Genomic DNA, 26,977 nt, shown 5'->3' with positions numbered 1-26,977 from the left:
CGCGACGAATGGAAGGCTCCGACTGCTTGAAGCCCCATGATCATGAGTCGGTTTGTCCGTACTTGTCAACGCGAACCGGTCAGGTCCGGCGTCAGCGGCGCCCGCAGCCGCGACGGACGGAACGAGCCACACGCACCGCCCTGCGGGCGACGCGGCGCCCCCAGGAGGCGCGCGACCTCGGCTCGCCCTCCCCCTTGGCCGGGGCGTCACGGCGCAGGCTGAGGTTCCCCTTGGTGGTGCGGTAGGCCGTGAGCCCCGCCGCAGCGACAGGTGGCGACATGGCCGACACCTCCGCGTCCCCGGCCTCGACCCTCCGCAGCGAGCGCCACCCCAGCACCTCGGTCTCCGTCCGGACATCGAGGACAGCCCGACCCCGGCTGCCGGCCAGTCGCAGCATCCGGTCGAGCGGCACGTGCGCGACCCCGGTGAAGACCAGCCTTCGCCGGCCACCGGCGCCTGCCTCCCCCGTCACGACCCCTCCCGGGACCGTGACCGCGAAGTCGTCGTCACCGTCGCGGCGCCCCACGACCAGCAGGACCGACGCACGCTGGACCTCGTCGGTGACGTCGAGGTCGAGGCTGGGATCGTCCAGGCTCTCCCTCGGCACCCAGCGCAGGCGCCCGCCCTCCTCCGCGAACTCCACCTGCTGGCCGTCTCGGTGGAGCAGCTCGACCCGCAGCCCGATCTCGACCCCCTCCTGACCCCAGGTCACCTGCTCTGCCACGGCACGGGTGGTGATCGCCTGCTCGGTCCGCGCCAGGGCCATGAGCGCCTCGGTGGCACCAGCCCGCAGCAGGTGGACTCGGACTCGGGCCGAGAAGTGCAGCTCCCGGTCGGCGTCGGGCGCGTACCGCTGGTCGACCAGGGCCCGGGCCGCCCGCACCATCTCCGCTCTGTACTCAAGCGGGTACTCGAGCATCGGCGCCCGGGCGACGATGGGCAGCAGCTTCCGTTCGAGCCAGTGCGCCTTGATCCTGTCCCGGCGCGGGCCAGGCGGCACGTGCTCCTCCACGAGGTCGAGCACCCTGTTGAGCGCCACCTCGACGTACTCGTGCGGGTCCTTCAGGTCCAAGGACGCGTGCGCGGTCCCCTCGCGACGGGTCCAGTAGTAGAACGGGTGGTCGGCGTAGATCGAGATCCGTTCGGCCGCGAAGTAGGCAGCCATCGTGAACAGGTGGTCCTCCAGCCGGACCTTGCCCTCCGGGAAGCGAATACCGTTCTCGCGCAACATCTCTCGCCGGTAGAGCTTGTGCGGCGTGAGGAGTCGGACGATCGGCGAGTTCTCGAACGTCGCGTCCGGCTCGTTGCGCGTGAACATGAAGCGCCCGATGCTGCGCCCCACGCCCACCTCGCGGGCGACCACGACGTCACTGTGGTGCTGCCGAGCGAAGGCACAGGCCGTCGCCAGGCCGTCCCGACCGAGGAAGTCGTCGTGGTCGACGAACGTGACGTACTCGCCCGTGGCAAGCTCCAGGCCTACGTTCCGGGGCGTGCCCGGCCAGCCCGAGTTGGGTATGTGGCGCACGACCCAGTTGGGCCGCTGCGCGGCCAGCGCGTCCAGGACCTCCCCCGTGCCGTCGGTCGAACCGTCGTCCACGACCACGACCTCGAAGTGCTCCTGCGGCATGGACTGGCCGTCGAGCGAGCGCACGAGCTCATGGAGGGTTTCGCCGGTGTTGTACGCCGCCACGACCACGGTCACCGCGCACAGGTCCCCCGACGCGGGAGCTTGCGCAGGTGCGGAGCGAGGTGACAGGTCCGGACACATCATGACGAACGTACCGCCGTGGCGCTGAGAAATTCCTGACCGCATTTCCCACCCATCCGTTCGTGGATACGCTCCGAATGTGAGGTGGGTCACTCCAGTGACGGACGCCTTCGCCCGGGCTGAGGACCCGCCCAGCGCGGCAGCAACCAGCGAGTCGCGCCCAGCAAAGGAGACCCTCATGTCCGATGCCACACGGCGTACGTTCCTGGCTGCAGCCGGGACGGGCGCCGCTGCTGCCGCTGCGGCGGTCGCAGCAGCCCCGGGAGCCAGCGCGGCCCCCGCAACCGTCACTGCCGCGGGCTCCGCCGCGGCGCCCACCGGGCCCCGGCTCGTCGCGTACGTCGACGACCCCAGGTCCGGCCGGCTCACCGTCATGTACGGCGAGCACGAGGTCACCATCCAGGACGCCGACCTGGTCCGCCGCCTGACCCGAGCAGCAGGGAAGTGACCCATGTCCTCTCACCGTGAAGCCCCAGAGGTCTCGAAGGACCCGGTCGCCGACAACACCGACGTCTACGCCTTCGTCAGCCCGGACCGACCCGACTCGGTCACGCTGATCGCCAACTTCATCCCGTTCCAGAGCCCGCAGGGGGGTCCGAACTTCTACGAGTTCGGCGACGAGGTCCTCTACGAGATCCACGTCAGCAACCGGGGCGACGCCCGACCCGACGTGACCTACCAGTTCCGGTTCACCACCAAGGTGCGCAACAAGAACACCTTCCTCTACAACGTCGGCCCGATCGGCTCGATCACCGACCCCAACTGGAACCGCCCGCAGTACTACTCCGTCACCCGCGTCGCGCGTGGCGACCGACCGCGCCTGCTGGCCAGCAACCTCACCTGCCCACCGGTCAACATCGGCCCGCGCTCGACGCCGAACTACGCACGGTTCACCGACCAGGCCGTGCACCCGATCCAGGGTGGACGCAAGGTGTTCGCCGGGCAGCGCTCGGACGGCTTCCACGTCGACCTGGGCAGCATCTTCGACCTGGGCACCCTGCGCCCCTTCCAGATGGCGCACCTCATCCCGTCCGCGGCTGCGGCGGGCGTGAACGGCACCCAGGGACTCAACGTGCACAGCATCGCCATCCAGGTCCCCATCCGCGACCTGACCCGGTACCGCGACAAGCCCACGGACCCGATGGCGTCGCGGTCGGTCATCGGGGTGTGGGCCACTGCGAGCCGCCAGCGTTCGCGGGTGTGGGACGACGACGAGGGCAAGTACACCTGGCACGGTTCGTGGAACCAGGTGTCGCGTCTCGGCAACCCCCTGTTCAACGAGGTCATCACGCCGATGGCCAAGAAGGACACGTGGAACGCCAAGGCACCCAAGGACGACAAGGACTTCGCCCAGTACGTCGCCAAGCCCGAGCTCGCCGGGCTGCTGCCGGTGCTCTACCCGGGCGTCTTCCCGAACCTCGCGAAGTACACCAAGGACCGCGCGGACCTGCTCGCGATCCTGCTGACCGGCATCCCGAAGGGAGTGGTCCCCGGCTTCCAGAACTTCACCGGGACCACCCAGGCGGACATGCTGCGACTCAACGTCGCGATCCCGCCGACCAAGAACCCCAACCCGATCGGCCTGGTCGCGGGTGACGCTGCCGGCTTCCCGAACGGGCGACGGCTGGTCGACGACGTCGTGGCGATCGAGCTGCGGGCGGTTGCGGGTGCGACCATCCCGCTGGTCGACCCGAGCTACACCCCCGACGGTGCCGCGAGCGCCCTCACGGACGGGACGAGCAACACGAACCTGCCGTTCCTCGACTCGTTCCCGTACCTCGGCAACCCTGCAGGTGGCTACCAGACCAAGCCCGGCCAGCCGGCGGCCTGACCCACCTCCCCAGCCCTGCCCGGGCGACAGGCTCCTGTCGCCCGGGCAGGCTCCACCCCTGGAGTCCCCATGCAGAACCTCGAGAACCCGTATGCCGGCCAAGGCCCGGTCCTGCTCGACATCGGCGGTGACGTCGGCGCACTCGTCGTCGCCATGCCCGCCGAGGCCGAGGGACTCGAGGTCGAGATCCGGCCCGCCGGAACCACCGCCAGTGCGCACGGGGACCACAGCCACCCCCACCCGCACGACCACGCTCACCACGACCACGACCACGACCACGACCACGGTGCGGCCCACCACCCGCACGTCGGGGTGGTGGCTCGGCCCGGTGCGGACGGGCCGGCCCACACCCTCGTCTACCCCGAGGTGACGCAGGGCACCTACGAGCTCGTCCCCATACCCGGCGACACGGTGGTGATGACCGCGGAGGTGACCGGCGGGGTCGTCACCTACACGTCGTGGCCCGAGCCCGCCGGGGACGCGTAGGGAGGACGGCACGCGCGGGGTCCTGTTGGACGGCATCGTCGCAGGTCAGCGGGTCTGCGGGGCCTTGCGGGCACCGGTGACGAGGACTACCTTCGCAGGGAGTCAAGAAGCGGCCCGCCCACACCCAGGCAGGTCCGCTGACGGAGGCCGGATGTCGCTCGTACACAACCATGTCGCACTCCCCGCCCTCGCCTTCGACTACGACGTCGTGACGGCTCGGTGGACGTGGGACCCAGCCCTGCGGGAGCTGCACGGCCTGCGCTCCTCGGAGGAGCCCAGCACCGACCGCCTCCTCGCCCACATGCACAAGGACGACCGGGTCGTCATGATCAGCCGCTTCCAGCACCACCTCGAGCACGAGGGGCCGTACAGCTGCTCGTACCGGATGAAGGACGCGTCAGGGCACCAGCGGCGGCTGGTCTTCGTCGGTGAGAGCGAAGCGGTCGGCGGGGCGGTGACCCGGCTCAGCGGGTTCGTCGTCGACATCACGGAGCCGGCACGCCAGATCGGCCGCGATGCCGTCGCAGCCTCGACGACCCACCACTCCACGGTCGAGCAGGCCAAGGGGGCCCTGATGCTGGCCTACAACGTGGACGACGCGGGGGCCGCCGACCTGTTGCGCGCCCACGCGAGCCGCCACGAGGTGACGCCGCACGCCATCGCCACCGCGATCGTGGACCGGCTCAAGGACACTCGACGCGACACCGGCACGGGGAGCGCGCGGATGGCGGGCATCGTCGCGCACCTGGACGAGGTCCTGCACCCCTGAGGCTCAGGCGGTGTGGGCCCGGGCCTCGATCGGTCAGGTGTCGCGGGTGACGCTGTCGATGAAGGCCCGGAGGCGGCCCATCATGCGTTCCACGAGGTCCTCGACGGACAACGACTCCTGGAGGCGCGCGCCCGGGCCGGCGCTGCGCAGGCCACGGACGTAGGCGGAGCAGGCGAGGTCGCTGCACAAGTAGGTGCCCACCGAGTTCCCCTGCTGCCCAGACCTGCCCGCCTTGCGCGCCGTCATCAACGAGACCCCGTCGCCGGAGTGCGTGGTGAGGCAGACCGCGCACATGTTGCGTCGTCGCTGGCCCGTGGACGAGTCGGCGAGCCGCAGGGCGACACCGGTGGCCGACCCACCGACGGACGTCACGACATACGCTCGCTGCGGCGCGGCGGGGTCGCGCCAGCCCAGGAAGTCGAGGTCGTGCCACGGCTGGTCGGCCAGGTCCTTCGGCAGGACGAGGCGCTTGGCCTCGCCCTTCGTGGAGTTGACGAACGACGCCCTGATGTCGGTCTCGGTCAACGGCTGCATACTACGAAGTATAGGTCATACACTAGGACCCCTAGGTTTGGAGGGAACATGGCGCGAGCAGGGGTCACGGTCGAGCGGCTCACGGTTGCCGCTGCCGACCTCGCCGACGAGGTCGGGTTCGAGGGGATCACGCTGGCGGCCCTGGCCCGAGGCCTGGGCGTCAAGGACGCGAGCCTGTACGCCCACGTGCGCGGCCTGGCGCAGCTGCGGGCGCGCGTGACGGTCCTGGCGCTGGCGGAGCTGGCCGACCTCCTCGCCGACGCGGTGGCCGGGCGCTCCGGCAAGGACGCGCTGCTGGCGTTCGCCACGACCTACCGCCGGTACGCCCTCGACCACCCCGGTCGCTACACCGCCATGCAGCAGGAGCTCGACCCCGCCATGGCATCGACCAGCGCCGGTCCGCGGCACGGCCAGCTCGTGCGGGCCGTGCTGCGCGGATACGGCCTGACCGACCCCGACGAGACCGACGCCGGACGACTCGTGCTGTCCACGATCTACGGGTTCCTCGGCCTCGAGGCGATGGGCGGGTTCAGCCACCACCCACGGGACGTGGACACGTCGTTCGCCCGGGCGGTCGACGCGCTGGACCACGCGTTGCGGACGTGGCCCAGGACCGGCACCACCCCTGCGCGATCCTGACCGGGGCCGTTCCGGCAGCGCACCCTCAGCGGTCGGCCACCTGCTGCATGGCCTCGGGGTGGCGATCTCCCTGGACACGCACGCTGGCCGAGGCGTCATCCAGCTCGGACACGTCGTCGGCGATCAGCTCGATGCCCGTCGCTGCCAGGTTCTCGTCGCGTCGTTCCAGCCGGCGGGTGCCGGGGATGGGGACGACCCACGGCTTCTGGGCGAGGAGCCAGGCCAGGGCGACCTGACCGACGCTGGCGCCCTTGGTGTTCACCTGCACACCAGGGGGGGTTGATGGCTTGGTTCACACGTTCGAGTTGTCCTGTTGAAAGCCTGTTGTCCGGGAACGGTGATGTGGGGCTGTGCGTGGGAGGTAGCCGCATAAGGTCGTCTGATGCACAGCGACCGATCCACAGCCGTACGGGCCGACGCCAAGCCGGCCCGGGTGGATCGGGCCCTGATGTACAACCCAGGAGCGCGCAAGGTGACACGACCCGAAATCGAAGCAGTGGTGGCTCGCATCCGCGCCACCGCAGACCTGCTCGATCAGGCGGACGAACGCGCCGTGGTGTTCGATGTGGCCGATGAGATCTGCGTCATCGAGATGCACCTGCGGATGCTCTACAACGTCGACCACGACGGCTTCCCGATCCGTGAGTCCGACAACTAGGTCAGCGTCCCCGGCAGGGTCGTCGGCCACGGGTCATCCGTGGGCCGGGTTGTGCAGATGTACGTCGCTGTGCCGGTCGTGCCACCCAGGACGAGCACCTGACCCGCCGACGAGCTCGAGGCCCGCATCCTGTGGATCCTGCGCCGTTACCCAGCACCAGGCTGGGAGGAAGTTGACGTCGCTGCCTCTACCGCTTCCGCCGCGATGCCGCACTCATGAAGGCCGCGCTCGCTGAGGAGCCGGCCGCTCGCTGAGTGACACTTCGACGCCTAGCCGTGTGAGAACGATCGTCGGATCCGCGACATGGAGCATGGCCGCGGGCGTACTCTCGCGATCGTCGAGCGGGGTGCACCCCCAGTCGGACCCTTCTCGACAGGCGCCGGCCCCGTGTCCCCTGCCCGGGGTCGGCGCCGCCCTATCGCTGGCAGCTGCAGCGGCGTACCGTCAGGGCTGGACCCCCTCAGGGGAACAGCAGACCTGGTGACGTTCCCGGGCTGCCGGACGAGGTCCGGGGCGACCGCCGGAGCAGTGGCGGTCGCCCGTGTGACCGCGAGGTCGCCTCCCGGGGCATGCCCTACCCCGGCCGCCCGGTCCTCGAGCCGCTCCCCCAGTTCCGCGGCACCGCAACAGTGCGCCAGACACCGGAGCAGCGCGCCGCCCTGCTCGAGTTCGTCGCCCGCGGGTACCAGACGGGCCGCTCTCTGCGCGAGCTGGCCGAGCTCACCGATCGCACCCAGACCGCGATCCGCCGCGCCCTCGACGAAGCCGGGGTACGGCGCCGCGGCCGCGGCGCTCCGGCGGCTTCCGCGGCCAGAAGCGTGAGGTGATTGGTGCAGGATCGGCCCCAAGCATGCGCCACGCCGTCGGGGTCAACCTGCTCCGATGCAGGTCAGAGACCTAAGGCCTGAGAGCCGGCGAAGGGACTCGAACCCTCAACCCCCTGTTTACAAGACAGGTGCGCTACCAATTGCGCCACGCCGGCATGCCCGCGCACCCGGGTGCGGTGGACCGCGACGATGCTACCGACGCCCGTCCGCGTGTCCCAAAGGCCCGTACCCAGACCACCCACCCTCCCCGCCGAGCAGAGCCGACCGCCGCCGACCAGCGCCGTAGCGAGACGGCGCTTAGGGTCGACGGAGGGGTTGGTCCGGTCCGGGTCACCACCTCACTCGACGAAAGGTCTGTTCACATGTGGGTCCTGTTCACCCGTCGCCTCCGGATGTGGCTGCTCGCGAGCGTGGCACTGCCCGTCATCGGCTGGCTGCTGGGCCGGATCGGTACTGCCATCGAACAGCGTCGAGGCTCCTCGCGCGTGTCGCGCACCCTCGTGAGCGCCGGTGACAAGGTGCGCCGCCGCCGGTAGGCGGGCGTGGCCGCCAAGACCCCAGCACCTCACCGACGGTCGACATCGCGGACGCCATACGCGACCGTCGGCACCGTGGTGATGCGCTTCACATGAGCAATGTGGCGTCGGGGCGTGCCGATTTCCTCCCGGAGCACGACGAAGTGGTGACAGCACTTCTGCAGGAAGGAAACCACCATGTCGACACCGTCGAAGGCCAGCCACTCCCCCGAGGAGTACGGACTGGGCCGCCGCGCAGCCGCCGAGTTCACCGGAACGCTCTGGCTCGTCCTCGCGGGCTGCGGCACCGCCGTCCTGGCCGCGACCTCCATGGCTCAGGCCGACGGGTCACAGCTCTTCGTCGGCGTCGGCTACCTCGGTGTCGCCCTGGCGTTCGGCGTGGCCGTCACGACCATGGCCTACGGCCTGGGCCACATCTCCGGGGGCCACTTCAACCCTGCGGTCAGCCTCGGTCTGGCCCTCGCCGGCCGGCTCGGCTGGCGCGACCTGCCCACGTACGTGGCCTCCCAGCTGGCCGGTGCCGTGGCCGGCGCCGGGATCCTCTACGCCATCGCCTCGGGTCGACCCGGCTTCGACGTGACGACCGGCTTCGCCACCAACGGGTATGGCGCCCACTCGCCCCAGGGCTACGGCCTGACCGCCGCCCTGGTCACCGAGCTGGTCCTCACCGCGGTGTTCGTCGTCGTCATCCTCGGCGCCACCGACTCCGCCGCCCCCAAGGGCTTCGCACCGCTGGCGATCGGCCTGACGCTGACGGTCATCCACCTCGTGTCGATCCCGGTGACCAACACCTCCGTCAACCCGGCCCGGTCGATCGCCCCGGCCCTGTTCTCCGGTGCCGATGCGCTCGGTCAGGCCTGGCTGTTCATCGCGGCACCACTGGCCGGTGCCGCCGTGGCAGCGCTGGTGTACCGCCGGCTGTTCGCAGCGCGGACGGCGCCCGCCGCGATGGCCGACGCCGCGCGGAGCTGACCGCAGCGCCGTCCACCACGTCGAGATGGGCCCGTCCGGACTTCCGGACAGGCCCATCTCGACGTGCATGTGCGGAGTGCGTCAGTGGCGGTTGAGGTACGCCTGCAGGCTCCTGACCGTCGCGTGGTCGAGGTTGCGGGAGCCGTTCTTCTTGGCGCCGATCTTGGACTGCAGGGCGCGGATCGTCTTCGGGCCGATGGCACCGTCCGGCGTGGAGCCGACCTTGCGCTGCAGCTTCTTGACGTCCGAGTGCGAGATCCAGGCGTTGACCGAACCGCCGACCCAGCGCTCGATGGCGCGGTCGGTCTTCGGGCCGCGCACGCCGTCGACGACGAGCTTGGCGTGGGAGGACTGCTTGGCGGGGGCCTTGCGGACCGTCGAGCGCGAGGCGCGGCTGGTGCTGGTCGAGCCGGTGCTGGCTGCGCCACCGTTGGCCCGGGTCAGGCCGGCACGGGCACCACAGGTCGGCCAGGCGCCGGGGCCCTGGGCGGCCAGCACCTTCTTGGCGACCGAGATCTGCTCGGCCTTGGAGGCCTGGTGCGCGTTGTTGGCGTACCGCTCGCCGCCGTAGGCGTCCCACGTGCTCGGGGAGAACTGCAGCCCACCGTAGTAACCGTTGCCGGTGTTGATGGCCCAGTTGCCACCGCTCTCACAGGCGGCGACGCGGTCCCAGACGGTGGCCGCGGAGGCCGAGGTGGCGGTGGCCATGCCACCGGCGATGGTGGCGGCACCGGCGACGGCGACGCCGGCGAGGCGACGACGGACCGGCTGGGGCTTCCGGGCAGAGTGCTTCGGGGCATAGAACATTGCAGGGGGGTCCTTCCTGACCGGCGCCTGCGAGGTGAGCTGTCGGGTTCGGGCTGTCAGGTGCCCGGCCGGCGTGAGCCGGCTTCACCCCAAGACCGCCGGAGCGGTCGCGTTGGGTCCCCCGTCCTCGTCGTGCCCGGAGCTGTTCCGGTGAACCACCCGCCTGACGAGGCTCGGCGCTGCGGGTGGGCATTGGATTGGGAATGCGGTGGTGTGCAGTTGTCGGCGCGAATGCGCTGGTCAAAGGTAAGGCGCTGGCCCCCGGGCCACAAGCCGGTCCACGAAAAACGAACCGAAGAACGTATGGCGCATTCGTCCCTTTTGTGCCGGGCCGGAACTCGTCAGCGCCGTCGTACGCGCCGCTTCTGCACCATCCGGCGGTCGAAGGGTGCGGCCACGAACTCCCCGAGGACGCTGCCGGCTGCGATCGCCAGCAGGACGGCCATGGCGCCGAGCAGCGTCGTGATGCCGCCCTGCATCGACAGCGAGCCCGCGTTCGCCGAGGACCCGTTCACCATCTCGTAGAGGCCCCGGAAGATGGCCAGACCGGGCAGCAGGCCGTAGGACGCCGGGACGGCCAGCACCATGGCCGGCGCCCCCATCCGCAGCGCGATGAGCCTGCCGGCGAACCCGAGCACGGTGGCCGCGACACCGGCGGCGGCGAGCTGGCCGAGGGCGTCGAGCCGGTCCACGCCGAGGGACACGGCGACCCCGAGGGCCGACAGCGCACCGGCAGGCACGACGAGGTTGCGGCGACTGCGCAGCGACACCGCCCCCGACATGCCGACCACGAACGCTCCCACGACGGCCAGGGCCACCGGTGCGCTCAGGGCGCGCGTCGCCATGACTGAGGGCGAGACGAGCTGGAGGTCGAAGGTCGAGGTCAGCGCCAGCGTCACGGACAGCCCCGTCGCGACCCCGAGGATGATCCCGGCCGTCGTGAGGAACACCCCGAACATCCGGCCCGCGCCGGTCACCGAGTAGCCGGAGATGGCGTCCTCGAACGCCGACGCGACGGTCCGTCCCGGCAGCAGCACGGTGATCCCGCCGGCCACGATGAACGCGAACTCCTCCGAGGACACCGGGATCCAGCCGTTGGCCCCCATGCTGAACGCACCCCAGGCGATCGCGGTCGCGAGGAACCCGCCGATGGCGCACTGGTAGAAGTCGGGGAGCCCGCGGCGCCCGGTCGCCCGGGCGGCATACCCGACGAGCAGGGCCGAGCCCCCGGCGACGAGGGACGCGACGATGCCCGCCCCGAGCATGAGGGCGATGGCGGCCGAGAGGACGCCGAGCGAGCCCCGCACCGCCCAGCGCGGCCAGAACCGCGGCGCCCGGCGGATCTCGCGCAGCCGGGCTGCCGCGGCCTCGAGGTCGTAGCTGCCGGCGACGAGGTTCTCGACGAACTCGTGCACCGCGGTGAGGCGGTCGAAGTCGCGGGTCGCGGAGCGGACGACGCGCAGCATGGTGATGGGCGTCCCCGAGGAGGACGTGCACTGCACGAGCAGGGACTGCAGCGTGATGTCGACCTCGAGGTTGTCGAGTCCGGCGGCCGCGGCGACGGCGATGACGGACGACTCCACCTGGGGCGCCCCCGCGCCGCACCGCAGCATGAGCTCACCCACCCGCAGCGCGAGGTCCAGGGACGCCCGCGCCTCGCGTTCCTCGGCCGCGGCCTGCCTGACGCGGGCGTTGCGGTAGGGCGTGTGCCGCAGCGAGTCGACCATCGGCAGCGTGTCGGTGATCTCCTCACCGCGCCAGATCCGGCTCTGCCGCAGGGCCGGTCGCTTGAGCGGCCGACGAGGCGGCAGGGCGGGCGGAGGGTTGACGCCGGTCGCCATCAGCGGTTCACGCCCGGCACGACCACGGAGGGCTGCTGGGTCGGCCACCACTGCACGGTGCCGCCCTGCTGCAGGCTCCAGACGACGAGGCCGGCCGCCCCGAGCAGGAGCAGGGCCACGACGACCCGGGTCGCCCGCGGTCCGGGACTGGTGCCACGGACGATGCTGCGCGAACCGCGCCGCAGGCCGGCGCCACCGGGACCCCACCACGCCATCAGCCCGGCGACGACCGCACCGACGGCGACGGGCGCGGACCGGTCCGGTTCGGGCTGGCCGCCGGTCACGGCGACGATCGCGAGCGCGGCGCTGAACACCGCGCACACGCCCACGACCAGCGGCAGCAAGGCGCTCACGACGGTCGCCACCAGGCCGATCACGAGGTGCCACGGGCTCGCCGCGACCGCGAACGGGACGTCGGAGCGACGTCGCCCGCGGTTGTGGCGACGCAGCACCAGCGAGGTCACGGAGCGGTCGGCCGTCCGCGCCGCCCAGGACCACAGGACGGCGACGACGGCGGCCACGACCGGGAACGCCGCGGCACCGGCGACGAACAGGGCCAGCAGGGCGACCAGGGTGCCGGTCCGCCCGGCCCGGCCGATGCGGGGGTCGGGCTCGCCCGCGTCCCCCTCCCACGCCGCCTGCCAGTCCGACGGCTCGTCCTCGGGCGACGGCTCGTCGAAGCCGCCGACGTCGGCGCCACCGTCCCACTCGTCGTCGCGGTCCACGGGGAGGGCGACCGGACCCACGGGTCGCCGGTCGGCGACCGCGGGTCGGTCCCACCGTGCCGTGGGTCGCTGCTCCAGCACCTGCGTATGGCGCGGGGGTGCGCTGAGGGCGGTCGTCACCGGCTTCCCCTCGGCGTAGCGCTCGAGCGCCTCGACCACCTCGTCGGCGTCCGGGCGCCGGCGTGGCTCGGGCGAGAGGGCGGCGCGCAGCAGCGGGGCGAGTCGGGGGTCGACGCCGGTGAGGTCGGCCTCCCCGCGGCTGACCCGGCTGAGCACGACGTCCATCGGTCCGCGGCCGAAGGGCGGGGCACCGCTGGCGGCGAAGGCGAGGGTCGCCGCCCAGCCCCACCAGTCCGTCGCCTCGGTGACCGGCGCGCCCTCGACCACCTCGGGCGACAGGTAGCCGGGGGTGCCCATGACCAGGCCGGTCATGGTGATCCGCACGTCGTCGGCGACGTGGGCGATCCCGAAGTCGATGAGCACCGGGTCGCCGTCGAGCAGCAGGACGTTCCCGGGCTTGAGGTCACGGTGGATGACGTCGGCGGAGTGGATCGCGTCGAGCGCCTCGGCGAGGCCGCGGCCCAGCGAGAGGAGTGGGCCACCGGTGATCGGGCCGTGCTCCTTGACGACGTCGTCGAGCGCGGGCCCGGGCACGTACCGGGTCACGAGGTAGGGGCGGTCGCCATCGAGGTCGGCGTCGATGACCGCCGCGACGCGCGGGTCGCGGATCCGCCCGAGCACGTCCACCTCCCGGGCCAGCCGGGTGCGCGCGTCCTTGTCGTGGGCGATGTGCGGGCGCAGCAGCTTGAGCGCGACGGCGCGGCCATGGGGGTCCAGCGCGAGGTGGACGACACCCATGCCGCCCTCGCCGATCTGCTGGATCAGGCGGTACGGCCCGATCCGCGGCCCGTCGGGCGCACTGGTTCCGTCGCCGCCGTCGCTCCCCTCGATGGCCTCGGTCCGCATCCTCCTACGGTAAGGGAGGCCACCGGCGGAATCGGGTAGGGCTACTGCTGGATGTACCCGACGAGCTGGTCACGCTCGGTCTGGAGCTCGTCGATCCGGTGCTTGACGATGTCGCCGATGCTGACGATCGCCTGCAGCCGTCCGTCCACGACGACCGGCACGTGCCGGATGCGCAGGTCGGTCATCGTGCGGGCGAGCTCCTCGATGGCCGCTTCGGGCAGGCACGTCGTCACCTCGGCCGTCATGATCTCCGAGATGGGCAGGGCGAGCACGGCGGCGCCCCTGCGGTGCAGGTGGCGGACGATGTCGCGCTCGCTGACGATCCCGTCGACGGTGGACTGGTCCGTGGAGACGACCACGGCACCGATCCGGTGCTCCTCGAGCAGCTCGAGGAGTCTCTCGACCGTCTCGTCCGGTCGGACGGTCACGACCTGGTCACCCTTGCGACGCACCACATCCGAGATCTTCATGGTCAGACGTTAGACCGCAGGGCAGGTCCTCGCTAGGGGAGATTCAGGGCACCGCCCGCGGCGCCGACACCGAGGCCCTCGATCCGGCAAGGGGCGCCCGCCTGCGGCCGGACATAGGGTTGGGGTCGAATCAGAACCCCGGAGTTGATGAACCAGTGCCCCGCACAGCCACAAAGTTCGACCTCGTGATCGCCGCCAACCGCCTGCCCGTCGACCGTGTCGTCGACGCCGATGGCACCGAGTCGTGGAGGACCAGCCCCGGCGGGCTCGTCACCGCCATGGAGTCGGTGATGCGCGGCCGTGAAGGCGCCTGGGTGGGGTGGGCCGGCGAGGCCGGTGACGCACCCGAGCCGTTCGTCGAGGACGACATGTACCTGCGCCCCGTGGCGCTCTCCGAGGACGAGGTCGCTCACTACTACGAGGGTTTCAGCAACGACACCCTGTGGCCGATCTACCACGACGTCATCGTGTCGGCGACGTTCCACCGCTTCTGGTTCGGCGCCTACGAGGCCGTGAACCGCCGTTTCGCCGAGGCCGTCTGCGACGTCGCCGCCAAGGGCGCCACCGTCTGGGTGCACGACTACCAGCTGCAGCTCGTGCCGGCCATGGTCCGCGAGATGCGGCCCGACGTCCGGATCGGCTGGTTCAACCACATCCCCTTCCCGCCCGTCGAGCTGTTCGCCCAGCTCCCGTGGCGCCGCGCCATCCTCGAGGGGCTGCTGGGCGCCGACTACCTGGGGTTCCAGCGCGTCGCCGACGCCCAGAACTTCATCCGCGCCTGCCGCCAGCTCCTGAGCCTGCCCACCAAGGGCGACACGGTCTCGGAGTCGCGGTCCGAAGGAGCACGACGGGTCCGCGCCAGCGCGGTGCCGATCTCGATCGACTTCGCGGGGCTGGAGGCGCTCGCCAAGCAGCCCGAGACCAAGGCCCGTGCTGCCGAGATCCGCAAGTCCCTCGGCGACCCCGAGACCCTGATCCTCGGGGTGGACCGGCTCGACTACACCAAGGGCATCGGCCACCGCATCAAGGCGTACGGCGAGCTGCTCGAAGAGGGCAGGGTCGCCCCGCCGAAGCAGATGTTCGTCCAGGTGGCGACGCCGAGCCGCGAGCGCGTCGACGCCTACCGCGACCTGCGCAACGAGATCGAGGGCGAGGTCGGCCGGCTCAACGGCGAGTTCAGCGACATCGGCGCCCCCGCGGTGCAGTACCTGCACCACTCCTACCCGCGCCAGGAGATGGCCGCCCTCTATCTCGCTGCCGACGTCCTGCTCGTGACGCCGCTGCGTGACGGCATGAACCTCGTGGCCAAGGAGTACGTCACCTGCCGCTACGACGACGGCGGCGCGCTCGTCCTGTCGGAGTTCACCGGCGCGTTCCACGAGCTGCACCAGGCGTTCGTCGTCAACCCCCACGACATCGAGGGCCTCAAGCAGACGATCATGCGGGCCATCGAGACCCCTGACAAGGACAAGCGGCGCCTCATGCGCGCCATGCGCCGGCGGGTCGCCGACCACGACGTGCAGCGGTGGGCCGCCCGCTTCCTCGACAACCTCGCCCACGCTCCCGAGAAGGGTGGCTCGTGACGCTCCCTCCCGACTACCGCGAGGCCGCGGCGCGGTTCGCCGCGGCCGGCCGGGTGCTCGTGGCCACGGACTTCGACGGGGTGCTCGCCCCCCTCGTGCTCGACCCCTCCACCTCCGCCCCGCTCCCGGGCACGATCGCGGACCTGCAGGCGCTCGCCGCCCTCCCTGACACGTATGCCGCGGTGGTGTCCGGTCGCGACCTGGCCACTCTCACCGAGCTCACCGGGCTCGACGGCAGCGCCGTGACCCGGATCGGCAGCCACGGTGGCGAGTCCAGCGCAGCCGAGGGCGACGACCACGGTGAGGCGGCCCTGGATGACGAGCAGCGCGCGCACCTGGCCGACCTGACGCAGGAGCTCGAGGAGCTCTGCAGCGGGCTGCCCGAGGGCGTCTACCTCGAGCACAAGCCGACCGCCGTCGTCCTGCACACCCGTCGCATGGAGGAGGGTCCGGCCGCCGAGGCCGAGCAGGCCGCGCTCGACGTGGCCGCGCGGCATACGGGGCTGCACGTCCTGCACGGCAAGCAGGTGGTGGAGATGAGCGTCCTGCAGGCCGACAAGGGCACCGCGCTGGTCGCGCTGCGCGACTCGGTGGGTGCGAGCCGCGTCGCCTACTTCGGTGACGACGTGACCGACGAGCACGCGTTCACGGCCTTGGGCGCCGACGACCTCACGGTCAAGGTCGGCGACGGCGAGACGGCGGCGCGGTTCCGGGTGACGGGGCCGCAGGACGCCGCCGAGGCCCTGTCGCTGCTCCGGTCGCTCCGCGAGGACTAGCGCCGGGGCGCGGCACCCGTCGACGCGCGCACGACGAGCTCGGGACGGAAGACGTACTCGGCCCGCGGCGTGGGCTCGCCGCGGATCTCGTCGAGCAGGGCCCGCACGGCAGCCTCGGCCATCGGCTGCACGCTCTGGCGCACGGTCGTCAGCGGCGGGTCGGTGAAGGCGATGAGTGGCGAGTCGTCGTAGCCGACGACGGAGAAGTCCTCGGGCACCCGCAGCCCCGCCCGACGCGCCGCGCGGATCGCCCCGAGCGCCATGAGGTCCGAGCCGCAGACCACGGCGGTGCAGCCCTTGTCGAGCAGCCGGGCCCCGGCCGTGTCGCCGCCCTCGACCGAGAACATGGTGCGCTCGATGAGGTCCTCGACGTCGTCGCGGCCGAGCAGCGTGTGCATCGAGGAGCGGAACCCGGCGATCTTGCGGATGACGGGGACGAACCGGTCGGGGCCGATCGCGAGCCCGATGCGGGTGTGGCCCAGCTGGACCAGGTGGGTGAGCGCGAGCTCCATGGACGCGATGTCGTCGTTGGAGATGAAGGGGGCGTCGATGCCCTGCTGGTACCCGTTGACCAGGACGATCGGCAGGCCGCGCTCACGCAGCGTGGCGTAGCGGTCGGTGTCCTCGGTGACGTCGGCGTGCTGCCCGGAGACGTAGATGATGCCCGCGACGCCACGGTCGAGGAGCATCTGCACGTACTCGTCCTCGTGCACCCCACCGGGGGTCTGCGTGCACAGCACGGGGGTGAACTGGTGGCGGGCGAGCGCCGTCTCGATGATCTGCGCGAACGCCGGGAAGATCGGGTTGGTGAGCTCGGGGACGATGAGGCCGACGAGGTCCGCGGACTTGCGCCGCAGCCGGGACGGCCGGTCGTACCCGAGCACGTCGAGAGAGTGCAGCACCGCCTCGCGGGTGGAGTCGGCGACGCCGGGCTTGCCGTTGAGCACGCGGCTGACGGTCGCCTCGCTCACGTCGGCGTGGACCGCGATGTCGGCCAGTCTCGCCTTCACCGATCCCCTCCCCTTGGTGTGTGCTCCGCGCGCGCCCCGGCTGTGCCGCGGGGCGTCGCCGCAGGTGCCGGACAGGGCGCAATCTAGCAAGAACTTGCAGCGTGACCGATCAGGTACGTGCAAGAAGTTTCACGACGCAAGGGCGGTTGGCCCGGGTTTGTCCCGACCTCGTGCGTGAGCGCGAGTGCGCAAACGTTTCCATCCAGCGGATGGGAGGTGGTCAAACCGCGCCGGCTGGGACAGACTGACCCCACCGACGACACCGATGTCGCCGGTGTTCCACCTTTACAACGGATCGTCCGGCACGTTCCTGCCGGTGAAGGAAAGGCAAAGACGCCCATGGCAACTGTGAAGTTCGACGAGGCCACCCGCCTCTACCCCGGCAACGACAAGCCCTCTGTCGACAAGCTCAACATCGACATCGAGGATGGCGAGTTCCTCGTCCTCGTCGGCCCGTCCGGCTGTGGCAAGTCCACCTCCCTGCGCATGCTCGCCGGCCTCGAAGAGGTCAACGCCGGCAAGATCTGGATCGGTGACCGTGACGTCACCAACCTGTCCCCCAAGGACCGCGACGTCGCCATGGTCTTCCAGAACTACGCGCTCTACCCGCACATGACGGTCGCCGACAACATGGGCTTCGCGCTCAAGATCGCCGGCGTCGACAAGGGCGAGATCCGCAAGCGCGTCGAGGAGGCTGCCAAGATCCTCGACCTCACGCCGTACCTCGAGCGCAAGCCGAAGGCCCTCTCCGGTGGCCAGCGTCAGCGCGTCGCCATGGGTCGCGCGATCGTGCGCTCCCCCCAGGTGTTCCTCATGGACGAGCCGCTGTCGAACCTCGACGCCAAGCTCCGCGTCCAGACGCGCACCCAGATCGCCTCGCTGCAGCGACGCCTCGGCGTCACCACCGTCTACGTCACCCACGACCAGGTCGAGGCCATGACGATGGGTGACCGCGTCGCGGTCCTCAAGGACGGCATCCTGCAGCAGTGCGACAGCCCGCGCCGCATGTACGACCACCCGAACAACGTCTTCGTCGCCGGCTTCATCGGCTCCCCCGCCATGAACCTGCTCGAGGTCGAGTCCACCGACGGCGGTGTCCTCGTGGGTGACTCGACCGTCGCCGTCGAGCGCGACCGCCTCGCGGGCGCCTCGGGCAAGGGCCTGACGCTCGGTGTCCGTCCCGAGGACCTCGAGCTGCGCACCGACGGCCACGGCATCGCCGTGACGGTCGACGTCGTCGAGGAGCTCGGCGCCGACGCGTACATCTACGGCTCGACCAAGGCCGCCCAGCACGTGGACGAGGAGGACAGCGACGCACCCGAGAAGCCGTTCATCGCGCGCGTCGACGGTCGTCGTCCCCCGGCCAAGGGCGAGACGGTCTACCTGGCCCCGAAGACGGGTCACGTGCACCTCTTCGACGCCCAGTCCGGTCTGCGCCTCGGCGACTGACAGCGCCATCTGCAAGGCCTGTGGCCGGCTCCCGCGAGGGGGCCGGCCACACGGCTGTCCGGGCCAGGGCGCGCTGGTCGCCCGGCCCGGGTGCGGCGGTTGCCCGGCCCGGGCGCGCTGGTTGCCCGGCGCGGGCGGCCCGCTGGCCGGCCGGCACGGTGAGCAGCCCACCCGCACCGACGACCAGAGTGGGAGCATGGACCCGTGGCCCTGAACATCACCGCATCCCGGCCCGACCCGGCCCTGCTCGACCTCCCGTGGGAGCTCCCGCTCGAGACCTGGCCGGAGGAGTACCTGGCAGCCCTGCCCCGTGGCATCTCGCGGCACGTCGTGCGCTTCGTCAAGCTCTCCGGCCGGGTCCTGGCGGTCAAGGAGATCAAGGCCGACATCGCCGTCCGCGAGTACCAGATGCTGCGCGTCCTCAACAAGATCGAGGTCCCCTGCGTCGAGCCCTTCGGGGTCGTCAGCGGGCGCACCGACCGCGACGGCAACCCCCTCGACGCCTGCCTGATCACCCAGCACCTCCAGTTCTCGCTGCCCTACCGCGCGCTGTTCAGCCAGTCCCTGCGCGAGGGCACCTCCACCCGTCTCATCGACGCGCTCGCGGTGCTGCTCGTGCGCCTGCACCTGAGCGGGTTCTGGTGGGGCGACGTGTCCCTCTCCAACACGCTGTTCCGGCGCGACGCCGGCGCCTTCGCGGCCTACCTCGTGGACGCCGAGACCGGCGAGCTGCACCAGTCGCTCACGGACGGCCAGCGCGAGCACGACCTCGACATCGCCCGGGTCAACATCGCCGGTGAGCTGATGGACCTCGAGGCGGGCGGCTTCCTCGAGGCCGGCACCGACGCCGTCGACACCTCCAACCGGATCGTCACCCGCTACACCGAGCTGTGGGACGAGCTCACCGGCCTGGAGCGCTTCGAGCGCGGCGACCGCTGGCGCGTCGACGAGCGCATCCGGCGGCTGAACGAGCTCGGCTTCGACGTCGACGAGCTCGCCATCTCCACCGACTTCGACGGCACGACGATCCAGATCCAGCCCAAGGTCGTCGACGCCGGGCACCACTCCCGCCGGCTGCTGCGCCTCACCGGCCTCGACGTCGAGGAGAACCAGGCCCGTCGCCTGCTCAACGACCTCGACTCCTACCGCGCCGGCACCGACCGCCAGAACGACGACGAGGAGATCGTGGCGCACGACTGGCTGGCCAAGATCTACGAGCCGATCACCCGGACCGTGCCCCGCGACATGGCGGCCAAGCTGGAGCCGGCCGAGCTCTTCCACGAGGTGCTCGAACACCGTTGGTACATGTCCGAACGCGCCGGGCACGACATGCCCATCGAGGACGCGATCCGCGACTACGTCGCCCACGTCCTGCCCAGCAAGCCCGACGAAGCCACCGTGGTCGGCGTCGACACGGTCGAGATGCCGGTCGTCGCCATGTTCGACGACCGGTAGTCGTCGCCGCCGCACCGGCCCTCCCCCGTCCGGACAGGGTGTTCGCGAATCCGCCCCCTGGCCTGCTCCCGCGGCGGTACCTTTCCGGCGGCCCGCGGGGAGCGCGGCCGGAACGGCACGCGCACAGGGGGACGGACATGACCGAGCACCAGGCCTTCTCGACGTCGGGCGGCACGATGTCGGGACAGTGGGTGCCGATGGCCGGCTGGTGGCGCCGCGTCGCCGCCAGCCTGATCGACGCCCTCGTGGTCGCCGCGGCCCAGATCCCGTACTACGTCGGGCTGGTCGTGCTCCTCGACGCGGCACCTGGCGCGCGGATCCTCGGCGGCGACCCCGCCGACTACGCCGGCGTGGACCTGCCCACCCTGCTGCTGGCGAGCGGCCTGATGCTCCTGGGCTCCGTGCTCGGACTGGTGGCCGTGATCTGGAACCGCTTCATCCTGCAGGGACGTACCGGCCAGAGCCTGGGCAAGTCCGCGCTCAAGCTCTACCTCGTCAGCGCGCAGACCGGCACGCCCGTCGGCGCAGGCACCGCCTTCGTGCGCGACATCGTCCACATCGTCGACGGCCTCTTCTACCTCGGCTACCTCTGGCCCCTCTGGGACAGCCGGAAGCAGACCTTCGCCGACAAGATCGTCGGGACCGTCGTCGCGCACGCCGCGCCGGTCGGGGCTCCCGGAACGGCGCTCGTCCCGCCGGTGGGCGCGCCCCTTCCCCAGTAGCGTGAGCCCGTCGGCGACGGTTCGACGGCGGCCGCGCACCATCCCGAGGGACCACGATGACCGACCAGGCACAGCCACCGCACCCCGAGCCCCGTGGCGGGCTGGTGGGCCGGCGCTGGCCCGCGCCATACGGGATGGCCAGGTATGCCGCACTGACGGCACCCGGGGTCGACGGGCCGTGGGGGCCGCTCGCCGACTGGGGCAGCCGGGTGGCCGCCTCCCTCATCGACAGCCTGGTGGCACTCTCGGGGCTGCTGCTGTGCGTCGCCGGCGTGGTCACCTTCTCGGCGGGTGTCGCGAGGACCGAGTCGGTCTTCGACCCCGCCACACAGACGACCAGCCAGGTCGACACGGGCCTGATGGTCCTCGGCGGCGTGCTGGCCCTGCTCGGCCTCGTGGCGGTGCTGGCGATCCAGCTCTGGAACCGGACGTTCCGGCAGGGCCGCACGGGTCAGAGCCTGGGCAAGATGGCCTTGGGTCTGCGCCTCGTGGAGGAACGCACGGGCCAGCCCGTCGGGGCGGGGATGGCGTTCGTGCGCGAGCTGTGCCACACCCTCGACGGCCTCGGCGCCAACATCGGCTACCTGTGGCCGCTGTGGGACGACAAGCGCCAGACGTTCGCCGACAAGGTGATCGGCACCGTCGTGGTCCGGGTGCCGAGGCCCGGAGAGGCCGCCGGAGCAGAGGAGCCCGACGACGGAGGGCGGTGACCACCCGGGGTGGTCACCGCCCTCTGCGCGTATGCCGCGGAGAGCCGGGTCAGGCCCGCGGCGCCGAGGAGGCCTGGTAGAACTCCGAGGACTCCTTCTTGTACAGCAGCACGATGATGTAGGCGCCGAGCAGCACGGACACCACGTTGATCAGCTTGCTCAGCAGCGGTCCGGCCTGGACGAGGGTGCTGAGCAGGCCGAGGACGCTGATCGCGAAGAAGACCGTCGCGACGATGCGCGCCCAGGACTTCCCCTTGCCGTTGGCCGAGGCCATCCACAGCCACAGACCGACGCCCACGAGGCCGAAGACGATCCCGGTCGCGGTGCCGACCGTGACGGCGGTGTCGACCTGGGACGCCGTCAGGCTGCCGTTGTTCGACTTCTCGACGGCCTGACGGATGGCGTCGCGCATGAAGAGCGACAGGAGCAGGCCCAGCAGGCTCAGCCCGGCGCCGACCTTCATGAGCAGGACGGCCTGGTCCATCGCCGGGGGGCGCGTGACCGGCGCCGCGGATGGGGCCTGGCTCGGGTCCATCTGGGGCATCTGCCCGTAGCTGCCGCCCTCGGGTCCCGGAGGTGGCGGAGGTGTGCCGTACTCAGACATGGTGCGATCCCTTCGCGTTCTGGCCGCCGCTCCCCCTTGGACACGACGATGCCGCGAACGCTGGCGGACGCCCTCCCGACTTGGGCGGATTTGCGCCGTCAGGCGTTCTTGGCCTCCGCGCGCCGTCGGGCCACCTCGTAGAGCGTCACCCCGGCGGCGATGCCGGCGTTGAGCGACTCGGTCGTCGACGACATGGGGATCGACACGATCTGGTCGCAGGTCTCGCTGACGAGCCGGGACAGCCCCTTGCCCTCGGAGCCCACGACGATGACGATCGGCTCGGTCGCGAGCGCCAGGCCGGGCAGCTCGACGTCACCGTCCATGTCGAGCCCGAGGATGAAGAAGCCCGCCTTGCGGTACTCCTCGAGCGCACGGGTCAGGTTGGAGGCCAACGCGACCGGGACGCGCGCAGCGGCGCCGGCCGAGGTCTTCCACGCGCTCGCGGTCATGCCCACCGAGCGACGCTCGGGGACCACGACACCGTGGCCGCCGAAGGCGGCGACCGACCGGATGATCGCGCCGAGGTTGCGCGGGTCGGTGATGCCGTCGAGCGCGACGACGAGCGGGATGCCGGGCACCTGCGGGTCGATGAAGTCCTGCGGGTGCGCGTACTCGTAGGGCGGCACCTGGAGGGCGAGGCCCTGGTGGACGGCGCCGTCGGTGATCCGGTCGAGCTCGCCGCGGGGCGTCTCGAGGATCGCGATCCCCTTGGTGGTGGCCATCTTCAGCGCCTCACGGACACGGTCGTCCGCGTCGATCCGTCCGGCGACGTACATCGTGGTGACCGGGATGTCGGCGCGCAGCGCCTCGACCACGGAGTTGCGACCGGCGACGATCTCGCTGGACGCCTTGCCACCGCGACGGGAGCCGCCACTGCGCTGGCCGGAGCCGCCGGAGCCTCGCGGACCCGAGGGTCCGCCGCTCTTCGCAGCGGCCTTGGCCATCTTGTGCGCCTTGTGGTTGGGGCGGTCCTCCGCCCGGGGCGTCGGGCCCTTGCCCTCGAGGCCACGACGACGCTGACCGCCGGAACCGATCGACGACCCCTTCTTCGACGCGCCCTTGCGGATCGCGCCACGGCGCTGGGAGTTGCCTGCCATCAGATGCTGCCTGTCTCTTCGTTGTCCCGACGGGCCAGCGACCAGTTCGCTCCCGACGCGGTGTCCTCGATGACGATGCCGGCCAGACCGAGCTGGTCGCGGATCGCGTCCGCCGTGGCGAAGTCGCGGGCGGCCCGGGCCGCGGCGCGGGCCTCGAGCTGCACCTGCACGAGGGCGTCGAGGGCGCCCTGTGCGTCGCCGGAGCCCGACGTGGTGTCGGTCCCCCACTGCGGGTCGAGCGGGTTGACGCCCAACAGGTCGGTCATGACGACGACCGAGGCGAACGCTGCTGCGACCGCCTCCTCGTCACCGTCGTCGAGCGCGGTGTTGCCGGCCCGCACGGTGTCGTGCACCACGGCCAGGGCCCCACTGACGTTGAGGTCGTCGTCCATCGCGGCGGCATACGCCTCGGGGACGGCGCCCAGGTCGGGCGTGATGGAGGTCCCGTCGGGCAGCGACCGCAGGGCGCGGGTGAGGAAGCCCTCGATGCGCTCGACCGTGGCTTCGGCCTCGCGCAGCGAGCCCTCGTAGAAGTCGATGGTGGAGCGGTAGTGGGCGGCGGTGAGGTAGTACCGCAGGGCCAGCGGGCGGGCGACCTTGGTGACCTCGGAGACGACCAGGCTGTTGCCGAGCGACTTGCTCATCTTCTCGCCACCGAGGGTGACCCAGGCGTTGTGCAGCCAGAAGTTGGCGAAGCCCAGACCCGCGGCGTGCGACTGCGCCTGCTCGTTCTCGTGGTGCGGGAAGCGCAGGTCGACGCCGCCGCCGTGGATGTCGAACGCATCGCCGAGGTACTTGCGCGCCATCGCCGAGCACTCGAGGTGCCAGCCGGGACGGCCGACGCCGAAGGGGGTGGGCCACGAGGCGGTCGCGGGTTCGGACTCCTTGCGTCCCTTCCAGAGCGCGAAGTCACGGGGGTCGCGCTTGCCGCGCGGGTCGGCGTCCTGCGCCGCTTCCATGTCCTCGATCTTCTGGTGGGTCAGCGAGCCGTACTCCGGGAAGCTCTTGACGTCGAAGTAGACGTCCCCGCTGCCGTCCGTGGCCGCGTAGGCGTGCCCCTTCTCGACCAGGGTCTCCATCAGCTCGACCATCTCGGTGATGTGACCGGTCGCGCGCGGCTCGTAGGTCGGGGGCAGCACACCGAGCGACGCGAGCGCGGCAGCCGTGGCGACCTCGTTGCGGTAGGAGAGGGCGAACCACTCCTCACCCGCGTCGGCCGACTTGGCGAGGATCTTGTCGTCGATGTCGGTGACGTTCCGCACGAGCGAGACGTCGTAGCCATGACGGCCCTCGAGCCACCGGCGCAGCACGTCGAAGGCGACGGCGAAGCGGACGTGCCCGATGTGCGGCTGGCTCTGGGTCGTGAGCCCACAGATGTAGATCCCCACCTTGCCGGGCACAAGGGGGGTGAAGTCGCGCAGCTGGCGCGCGGCGGTGTCGTACAGGCGAAGACTCACGGGCGCAAGGCTACCGGCGCGGGCTCCACGAGCCGAACCACGAGCAGCCCCCCGAACTGGGCTGACCCGCCCCTGACCCGGTTCCGGGAGCGTAGGGTGCCACGCACAGGCGTTCGCGCCCTGCCCGGCGAGGGGGTCGAGCATGAGCACCACGAGCGAGACCGGCACCAGGCCGACCGCGGCCGCGTACCGCGCGCTGCTGCTGCTCGCCGTGCTGCTGGTCGTGGCCTACGCCGTCTGGACCCTCCCCGGCGTCCGGCCACGCCCGGGTTTCGACGAGCGCTTCGACGGACTCCTGCAGGGCGGTGCCTACACCGTCGTCGCCCTGCTCGGGCTCGTCGGCGCGCGGCACCGGCGCACGACCGGTGCGGCGGTCTGGCTCGTCGTGGCGTTCCTCATGCTGCGGGCGGTCGGCTTCGACGTCTCGCTGACGGCCCTCAGCCTGGGCCGCACCCCCTCCTACCCGTCCTGGGCGGATGCCGCCTGGGTCGCCTCCTCGCTCACCCTGTTCGCGGCCCTGGCGCTCAGGCTGAGCGACCTGTCGCGACGGCGCGGGTCGCTGATCGTGCTGGACGGCGTCAGTGCGGCGCTGGTCGCCCTCGGTCTCGCCGCGCACGCACTCGACGGCCCCCTGCGGACCCTCACCGCCGACGGGGTGCCCACCTCGGCGGTCGTCATGAACATCGTCTACCCGGCCCTCGACGTCGCGCTCCTCATGGCCGGTGCCGCCTTCCTCACGACGACCCGCTCCCGGGTGTCCCCGTCCGACCTGGTACTGCTCGGGGGAGTCCTGGCCGTGGTCGCGGTCGACGTGAGCTACTTCGTCCTGCTGGCCCAGGGGGCGTGGCGGCCGGGGACCTGGGTGGCCTCGCTCTCGCTGGTGGGCACGATCCTGGTGGCAACCGCGGTCGGGCCTTCCGTGGGGACGTCCCGGGCGAAACCCCAGCCGGTCCGGCGCAGAGGTGACCTCCCTGCCGCCGACCTCACGTCGGCGGTGGTCGTGCCCGCCGTCCTCGTCGCGATCGTCATCGCCATGCTCAGTCTCTCTGGTCTGCTCATCCCGGCTGTCGGACCCGCACTGGCCTGCTACGCGGTCGGCGGCGTCCTCGCCGTCACACGGGGTGTGCTCACCGTGCGCTCGGTGCAGGTCGAGGCCCACCGCGTCGTCGGTGTCGCCGCCGTGGACCTCAACCTCTTCAAGTCCCTCGTCGACGCCTCGGGCGAGCTGATCGGCATGGCCGGGGCGGGGGGTCAGCTGATGTACCTCAACCCTGCCGGGCGACGGATGCTCGGGCTCCCGGGCGACTTCGACGTGACGAGCCTGCACGTCTCCGAGGTCGTGCCGGGAGTCGGGGCGACCACCTTCGACCGGCGCTGGCCCGAGCTCCTGCGCCGTCGACAGTTCACCGGTGAGGCCGAGGTCGTGCCCGTCGACGGCCGCCCGAACGTGCCCGTGGAGGTCTCGACCTTCGTCGTCCACGACGACACCGATGCCGACGGCGTGGTCGTGGCGACCATCCAGCGGGACGTCAGCGAGCGCCGCCGCAACGAGCGGGCGCTGCACGACCTGGCCGAGCAGCGGGCCCGCCTGCTCCAGCGGCTCGTCCAGGCCCAGGAGGACGAGCGCGCCCGCATCGCCGACGACGTCCACGACGACCCGGTCCAGGCGCTTGCCGCGGTGGCCCTGCGCCTGGGCCTGCTGCGGCGGCACCTCGCTGCCGAGGCGCCGTCCCTGACGAACGACGTCGAGACCCTCCAGGAGATCGTCTCGACCGCCACCGAACGCCTGCGCAACCTGCTGTTCGACCTCGAGTCGCTGCCCGACGGGCTGAGCCTGGCCGAGGCCGTGCAGGACGCCGCCGCCTTCATCTTCGCCGGCACCGACGTCGAGGTCCGGGTGGCCGGTGAGTCCGACCTACCCGTCCCCGAGGCGGAGCGGGTCACCATCCACCGGGTGGTCAAGGAGGCGCTGGTGAACGCGCGCAAGCACGCCGGGGCCACCACCGTCGTGGTCGAGCTCGCCGTCTCGGACGGCGATGCCGTCGTCACCGTCGACGACGACGGACGCGGCATCGGGGAGGACGAGGACCGCGACCGCCCGGGGCACCTCGGCCTCTCGGGCATGCGCGACCGTGCCCAGGTGGCCGGGGCCTCGTTCGAGGTCGGGCCCCGCGCCGAGGGCGGTACCCGGGTGCGCCTGCGGTTGCCCCTGTCACGGGTGGGCGTGTCGCTCGGCTGACCGCAGCTCCCGTGGATCGACGGGCTGGAAGTCGGTCCTGCGCAGC

At 71.5% G+C, this 26,977-nt stretch carries 28 protein-coding genes, 1 tRNA gene and 1 riboswitch; of the genes, 16 read left to right on the top strand and 13 right to left on the bottom strand.

Features of this window, described 5'->3' with window-relative positions; translation table 11 throughout:
- Positions 1-91: 91 nt before the first annotated feature.
- On the bottom strand, positions 92-1,702 hold the full coding sequence (locus ASC58_RS13565) for a glycosyltransferase family A protein (RefSeq protein WP_056919680.1): 1,611 nt from the start codon (positions 1,700-1,702) through the stop codon (positions 92-94).
- A 244-nt stretch (positions 1,703-1,946) separates the two neighbouring features.
- On the opposite strand from ASC58_RS13565, the gene ASC58_RS21280 reads away from it, so the two are divergent.
- From ASC58_RS21280 to ASC58_RS13545, 4 genes are all read left to right on the top strand, one after another.
- Positions 1,947-2,216 (top strand): hypothetical protein, encoded by a 270-nt coding sequence (locus ASC58_RS21280; RefSeq protein ID WP_056916403.1) that lies wholly within the window; start codon positions 1,947-1,949, stop codon positions 2,214-2,216.
- Between the two features lie 3 nt (positions 2,217-2,219).
- The gene (locus ASC58_RS13555; protein WP_056916402.1) at positions 2,220-3,599 is read left to right on the top strand and encodes a DUF4331 domain-containing protein; all 1,380 of its coding nucleotides are present in this window, start codon (positions 2,220-2,222) and stop codon (positions 3,597-3,599) included.
- A gap of 69 nt (positions 3,600-3,668) precedes the next feature.
- Complete coding sequence (locus ASC58_RS13550; RefSeq protein ID WP_056919679.1) at positions 3,669-4,085, top strand: hypothetical protein; 417 nt, start codon at positions 3,669-3,671, stop codon at positions 4,083-4,085.
- A 151-nt stretch (positions 4,086-4,236) separates the two neighbouring features.
- Positions 4,237-4,854 (top strand): PAS and ANTAR domain-containing protein, encoded by a 618-nt coding sequence (locus ASC58_RS13545; RefSeq protein ID WP_056916400.1) that lies wholly within the window; start codon positions 4,237-4,239, stop codon positions 4,852-4,854.
- Positions 4,855-4,887: 33 nt separating this feature from the next.
- Here the strand turns inward: ASC58_RS13545 and ASC58_RS13540 are convergent, their stop codons facing one another.
- Positions 4,888-5,388 (bottom strand): FBP domain-containing protein, encoded by a 501-nt coding sequence (locus ASC58_RS13540; RefSeq protein ID WP_056919678.1) that lies wholly within the window; start codon positions 5,386-5,388, stop codon positions 4,888-4,890.
- 48 nt (positions 5,389-5,436) lie between these two features.
- Here ASC58_RS13540 and ASC58_RS13535 point away from each other — a divergent pair, with 48 nt between their 5' ends.
- On the top strand, positions 5,437-6,027 hold the full coding sequence (locus ASC58_RS13535; RefSeq protein ID WP_056919677.1) for a TetR/AcrR family transcriptional regulator: 591 nt from the start codon (positions 5,437-5,439) through the stop codon (positions 6,025-6,027).
- Positions 6,028-6,052: 25 nt separating this feature from the next.
- Here ASC58_RS13535 and ASC58_RS13530 read toward each other — a convergent pair whose 3' ends face one another.
- Positions 6,053-6,289, bottom strand: a complete 237-nt coding sequence (locus tag ASC58_RS13530) for an aldo/keto reductase (RefSeq protein ID WP_235529229.1) — start codon at positions 6,287-6,289, stop codon at positions 6,053-6,055.
- A gap of 120 nt (positions 6,290-6,409) precedes the next feature.
- On the opposite strand from ASC58_RS13530, the gene ASC58_RS21090 reads away from it, so the two are divergent.
- Together ASC58_RS21090 and ASC58_RS13525 are read left to right on the top strand one after the other, a co-directional pair.
- The gene (locus tag ASC58_RS21090) at positions 6,410-6,685 is read left to right on the top strand and encodes a hypothetical protein (protein WP_235529228.1); all 276 of its coding nucleotides are present in this window, start codon (positions 6,410-6,412) and stop codon (positions 6,683-6,685) included.
- A gap of 569 nt (positions 6,686-7,254) precedes the next feature.
- Positions 7,255-7,512 carry a helix-turn-helix domain-containing protein gene (locus tag ASC58_RS13525; RefSeq protein ID WP_056919675.1) on the top strand — a complete coding sequence of 86 codons (258 nt, stop codon included), beginning with the start codon at positions 7,255-7,257 and terminating at the stop codon, positions 7,510-7,512.
- An 82-nt stretch (positions 7,513-7,594) separates the two neighbouring features.
- On the opposite strand, the gene ASC58_RS13520 is transcribed toward ASC58_RS13525, so the two are convergent.
- Positions 7,595-7,667 (bottom strand) — tRNA-Thr (locus ASC58_RS13520).
- Positions 7,668-7,874: 207 nt separating this feature from the next.
- On the opposite strand from ASC58_RS13520, the gene ASC58_RS21085 reads away from it, so the two are divergent.
- A complete protein-coding gene (locus tag ASC58_RS21085) occupies positions 7,875-8,048 on the top strand; it encodes a hypothetical protein (protein WP_157581468.1) in 174 nt (57 codons plus the stop codon).
- Between the two features lie 29 nt (positions 8,049-8,077).
- Here ASC58_RS21085 and ASC58_RS21080 read toward each other — a convergent pair whose 3' ends face one another.
- Positions 8,078-8,227, bottom strand: coding sequence for a hypothetical protein (locus tag ASC58_RS21080; RefSeq protein WP_157598505.1), 150 nt, complete (start codon positions 8,225-8,227; stop codon positions 8,078-8,080).
- Between ASC58_RS21080 and aqpZ the strand changes: the two genes are divergently transcribed.
- Complete coding sequence (aqpZ, locus tag ASC58_RS13515) at positions 8,226-9,020, top strand: aquaporin Z (RefSeq protein ID WP_056919674.1); 795 nt, start codon at positions 8,226-8,228, stop codon at positions 9,018-9,020. The two genes, ASC58_RS21080 and aqpZ, sit on opposite strands and share 2 nt — an antisense overlap.
- Before the next feature lie 81 nt (positions 9,021-9,101).
- Here the strand turns inward: aqpZ and ASC58_RS13510 are convergent, their stop codons facing one another.
- The 4 genes from ASC58_RS13510 to ASC58_RS13495 form a co-directional block, all read right to left on the bottom strand.
- Positions 9,102-9,827, bottom strand: coding sequence for a transglycosylase family protein (locus ASC58_RS13510; protein ID WP_056919673.1), 726 nt, complete (start codon positions 9,825-9,827; stop codon positions 9,102-9,104).
- 9 nt (positions 9,828-9,836) lie between these two features.
- Positions 9,837-10,016, bottom strand: a riboswitch (cyclic di-AMP (ydaO/yuaA leader).
- Between the two features lie 152 nt (positions 10,017-10,168).
- Positions 10,169-11,716 (bottom strand): threonine/serine exporter ThrE family protein, encoded by a 1,548-nt coding sequence (locus ASC58_RS13505; RefSeq protein WP_157598504.1) that lies wholly within the window; start codon positions 11,714-11,716, stop codon positions 10,169-10,171.
- A complete protein-coding gene (locus ASC58_RS21380; protein ID WP_056919671.1) occupies positions 11,668-13,359 on the bottom strand; it encodes a serine/threonine-protein kinase in 1,692 nt (563 codons plus the stop codon). The genes ASC58_RS13505 and ASC58_RS21380 overlap by 49 nt, the downstream gene beginning before the upstream one ends.
- 41 nt (positions 13,360-13,400) lie before the next feature.
- Positions 13,401-13,829, bottom strand: a complete 429-nt coding sequence (locus ASC58_RS13495) for a CBS domain-containing protein (protein ID WP_056916392.1) — start codon at positions 13,827-13,829, stop codon at positions 13,401-13,403.
- A 155-nt stretch (positions 13,830-13,984) separates the two neighbouring features.
- Between ASC58_RS13495 and ASC58_RS13490 the strand changes: the two genes are divergently transcribed.
- Both ASC58_RS13490 and otsB read left to right on the top strand, forming a co-directional pair.
- The gene (locus ASC58_RS13490) at positions 13,985-15,412 is read left to right on the top strand and encodes a trehalose-6-phosphate synthase (protein WP_056916391.1); all 1,428 of its coding nucleotides are present in this window, start codon (positions 13,985-13,987) and stop codon (positions 15,410-15,412) included.
- Positions 15,409-16,188, top strand: coding sequence for a trehalose-phosphatase (gene otsB / locus ASC58_RS13485; protein WP_056919670.1), 780 nt, complete (start codon positions 15,409-15,411; stop codon positions 16,186-16,188). The genes ASC58_RS13490 and otsB overlap by 4 nt, the downstream gene beginning before the upstream one ends.
- On the opposite strand, the gene ASC58_RS13480 is transcribed toward otsB, so the two are convergent.
- Complete coding sequence (locus ASC58_RS13480; protein WP_056916389.1) at positions 16,185-17,198, bottom strand: LacI family DNA-binding transcriptional regulator; 1,014 nt, start codon at positions 17,196-17,198, stop codon at positions 16,185-16,187. The two genes, otsB and ASC58_RS13480, sit on opposite strands and share 4 nt — an antisense overlap.
- A gap of 339 nt (positions 17,199-17,537) precedes the next feature.
- On the opposite strand from ASC58_RS13480, the gene ASC58_RS13475 reads away from it, so the two are divergent.
- The 4 genes from ASC58_RS13475 (at position 17,538) to ASC58_RS13460 (ending at position 21,534) form a co-directional block, all read left to right on the top strand.
- On the top strand, positions 17,538-18,647 hold the full coding sequence (locus ASC58_RS13475; RefSeq protein WP_056919669.1) for an ABC transporter ATP-binding protein: 1,110 nt from the start codon (positions 17,538-17,540) through the stop codon (positions 18,645-18,647).
- Positions 18,648-18,851: 204 nt separating this feature from the next.
- Entirely contained in the window at positions 18,852-20,102 is a 1,251-nt protein-coding gene (locus tag ASC58_RS13470; protein WP_056916387.1) for a DUF4032 domain-containing protein, read from the top strand.
- A 137-nt stretch (positions 20,103-20,239) separates the two neighbouring features.
- The gene (locus ASC58_RS13465) at positions 20,240-20,824 is read left to right on the top strand and encodes an RDD family protein (RefSeq protein ID WP_056919668.1); all 585 of its coding nucleotides are present in this window, start codon (positions 20,240-20,242) and stop codon (positions 20,822-20,824) included.
- Between the two features lie 56 nt (positions 20,825-20,880).
- Complete coding sequence (locus tag ASC58_RS13460) at positions 20,881-21,534, top strand: RDD family protein (protein WP_082553289.1); 654 nt, start codon at positions 20,881-20,883, stop codon at positions 21,532-21,534.
- Between the two features lie 49 nt (positions 21,535-21,583).
- Here the strand turns inward: ASC58_RS13460 and ASC58_RS13455 are convergent, their stop codons facing one another.
- The 3 genes from ASC58_RS13455 to cysS all read right to left on the bottom strand — a co-directional run bounded on the left by ASC58_RS13455 (position 21,584) and on the right by cysS (position 24,692).
- On the bottom strand, positions 21,584-22,138 hold the full coding sequence (locus ASC58_RS13455) for a hypothetical protein (protein ID WP_157598503.1): 555 nt from the start codon (positions 22,136-22,138) through the stop codon (positions 21,584-21,586).
- A 98-nt stretch (positions 22,139-22,236) separates the two neighbouring features.
- Entirely contained in the window at positions 22,237-23,235 is a 999-nt protein-coding gene (rlmB, locus tag ASC58_RS13450; protein ID WP_056919665.1) for a 23S rRNA (guanosine(2251)-2'-O)-methyltransferase RlmB, read from the bottom strand.
- Positions 23,235-24,692: a cysteine--tRNA ligase gene (gene cysS, locus ASC58_RS13445; protein WP_056919664.1), complete on the bottom strand. Its 1,458-nt coding sequence runs from the start codon at positions 24,690-24,692 to the stop codon at positions 23,235-23,237. The genes rlmB and cysS overlap by 1 nt, the downstream gene beginning before the upstream one ends.
- A gap of 142 nt (positions 24,693-24,834) precedes the next feature.
- Between cysS and ASC58_RS13440 the strand changes: the two genes are divergently transcribed.
- Positions 24,835-26,931 carry an ATP-binding protein gene (locus ASC58_RS13440; RefSeq protein WP_056919663.1) on the top strand — a complete coding sequence of 699 codons (2,097 nt, stop codon included), beginning with the start codon at positions 24,835-24,837 and terminating at the stop codon, positions 26,929-26,931.
- Positions 26,932-26,977: the final 46 nt, after the last annotated feature.

It is taken from the genome of Phycicoccus sp. Root101 (assembly GCF_001426245.1).
Taxonomy (GTDB): Bacteria; Actinomycetota; Actinomycetes; order Actinomycetales; family Dermatophilaceae; genus Pedococcus.
The sequence above is the reverse complement of the archived record's forward strand: the minus strand, read 5'-3'. Positions and strand labels throughout refer to the sequence as shown.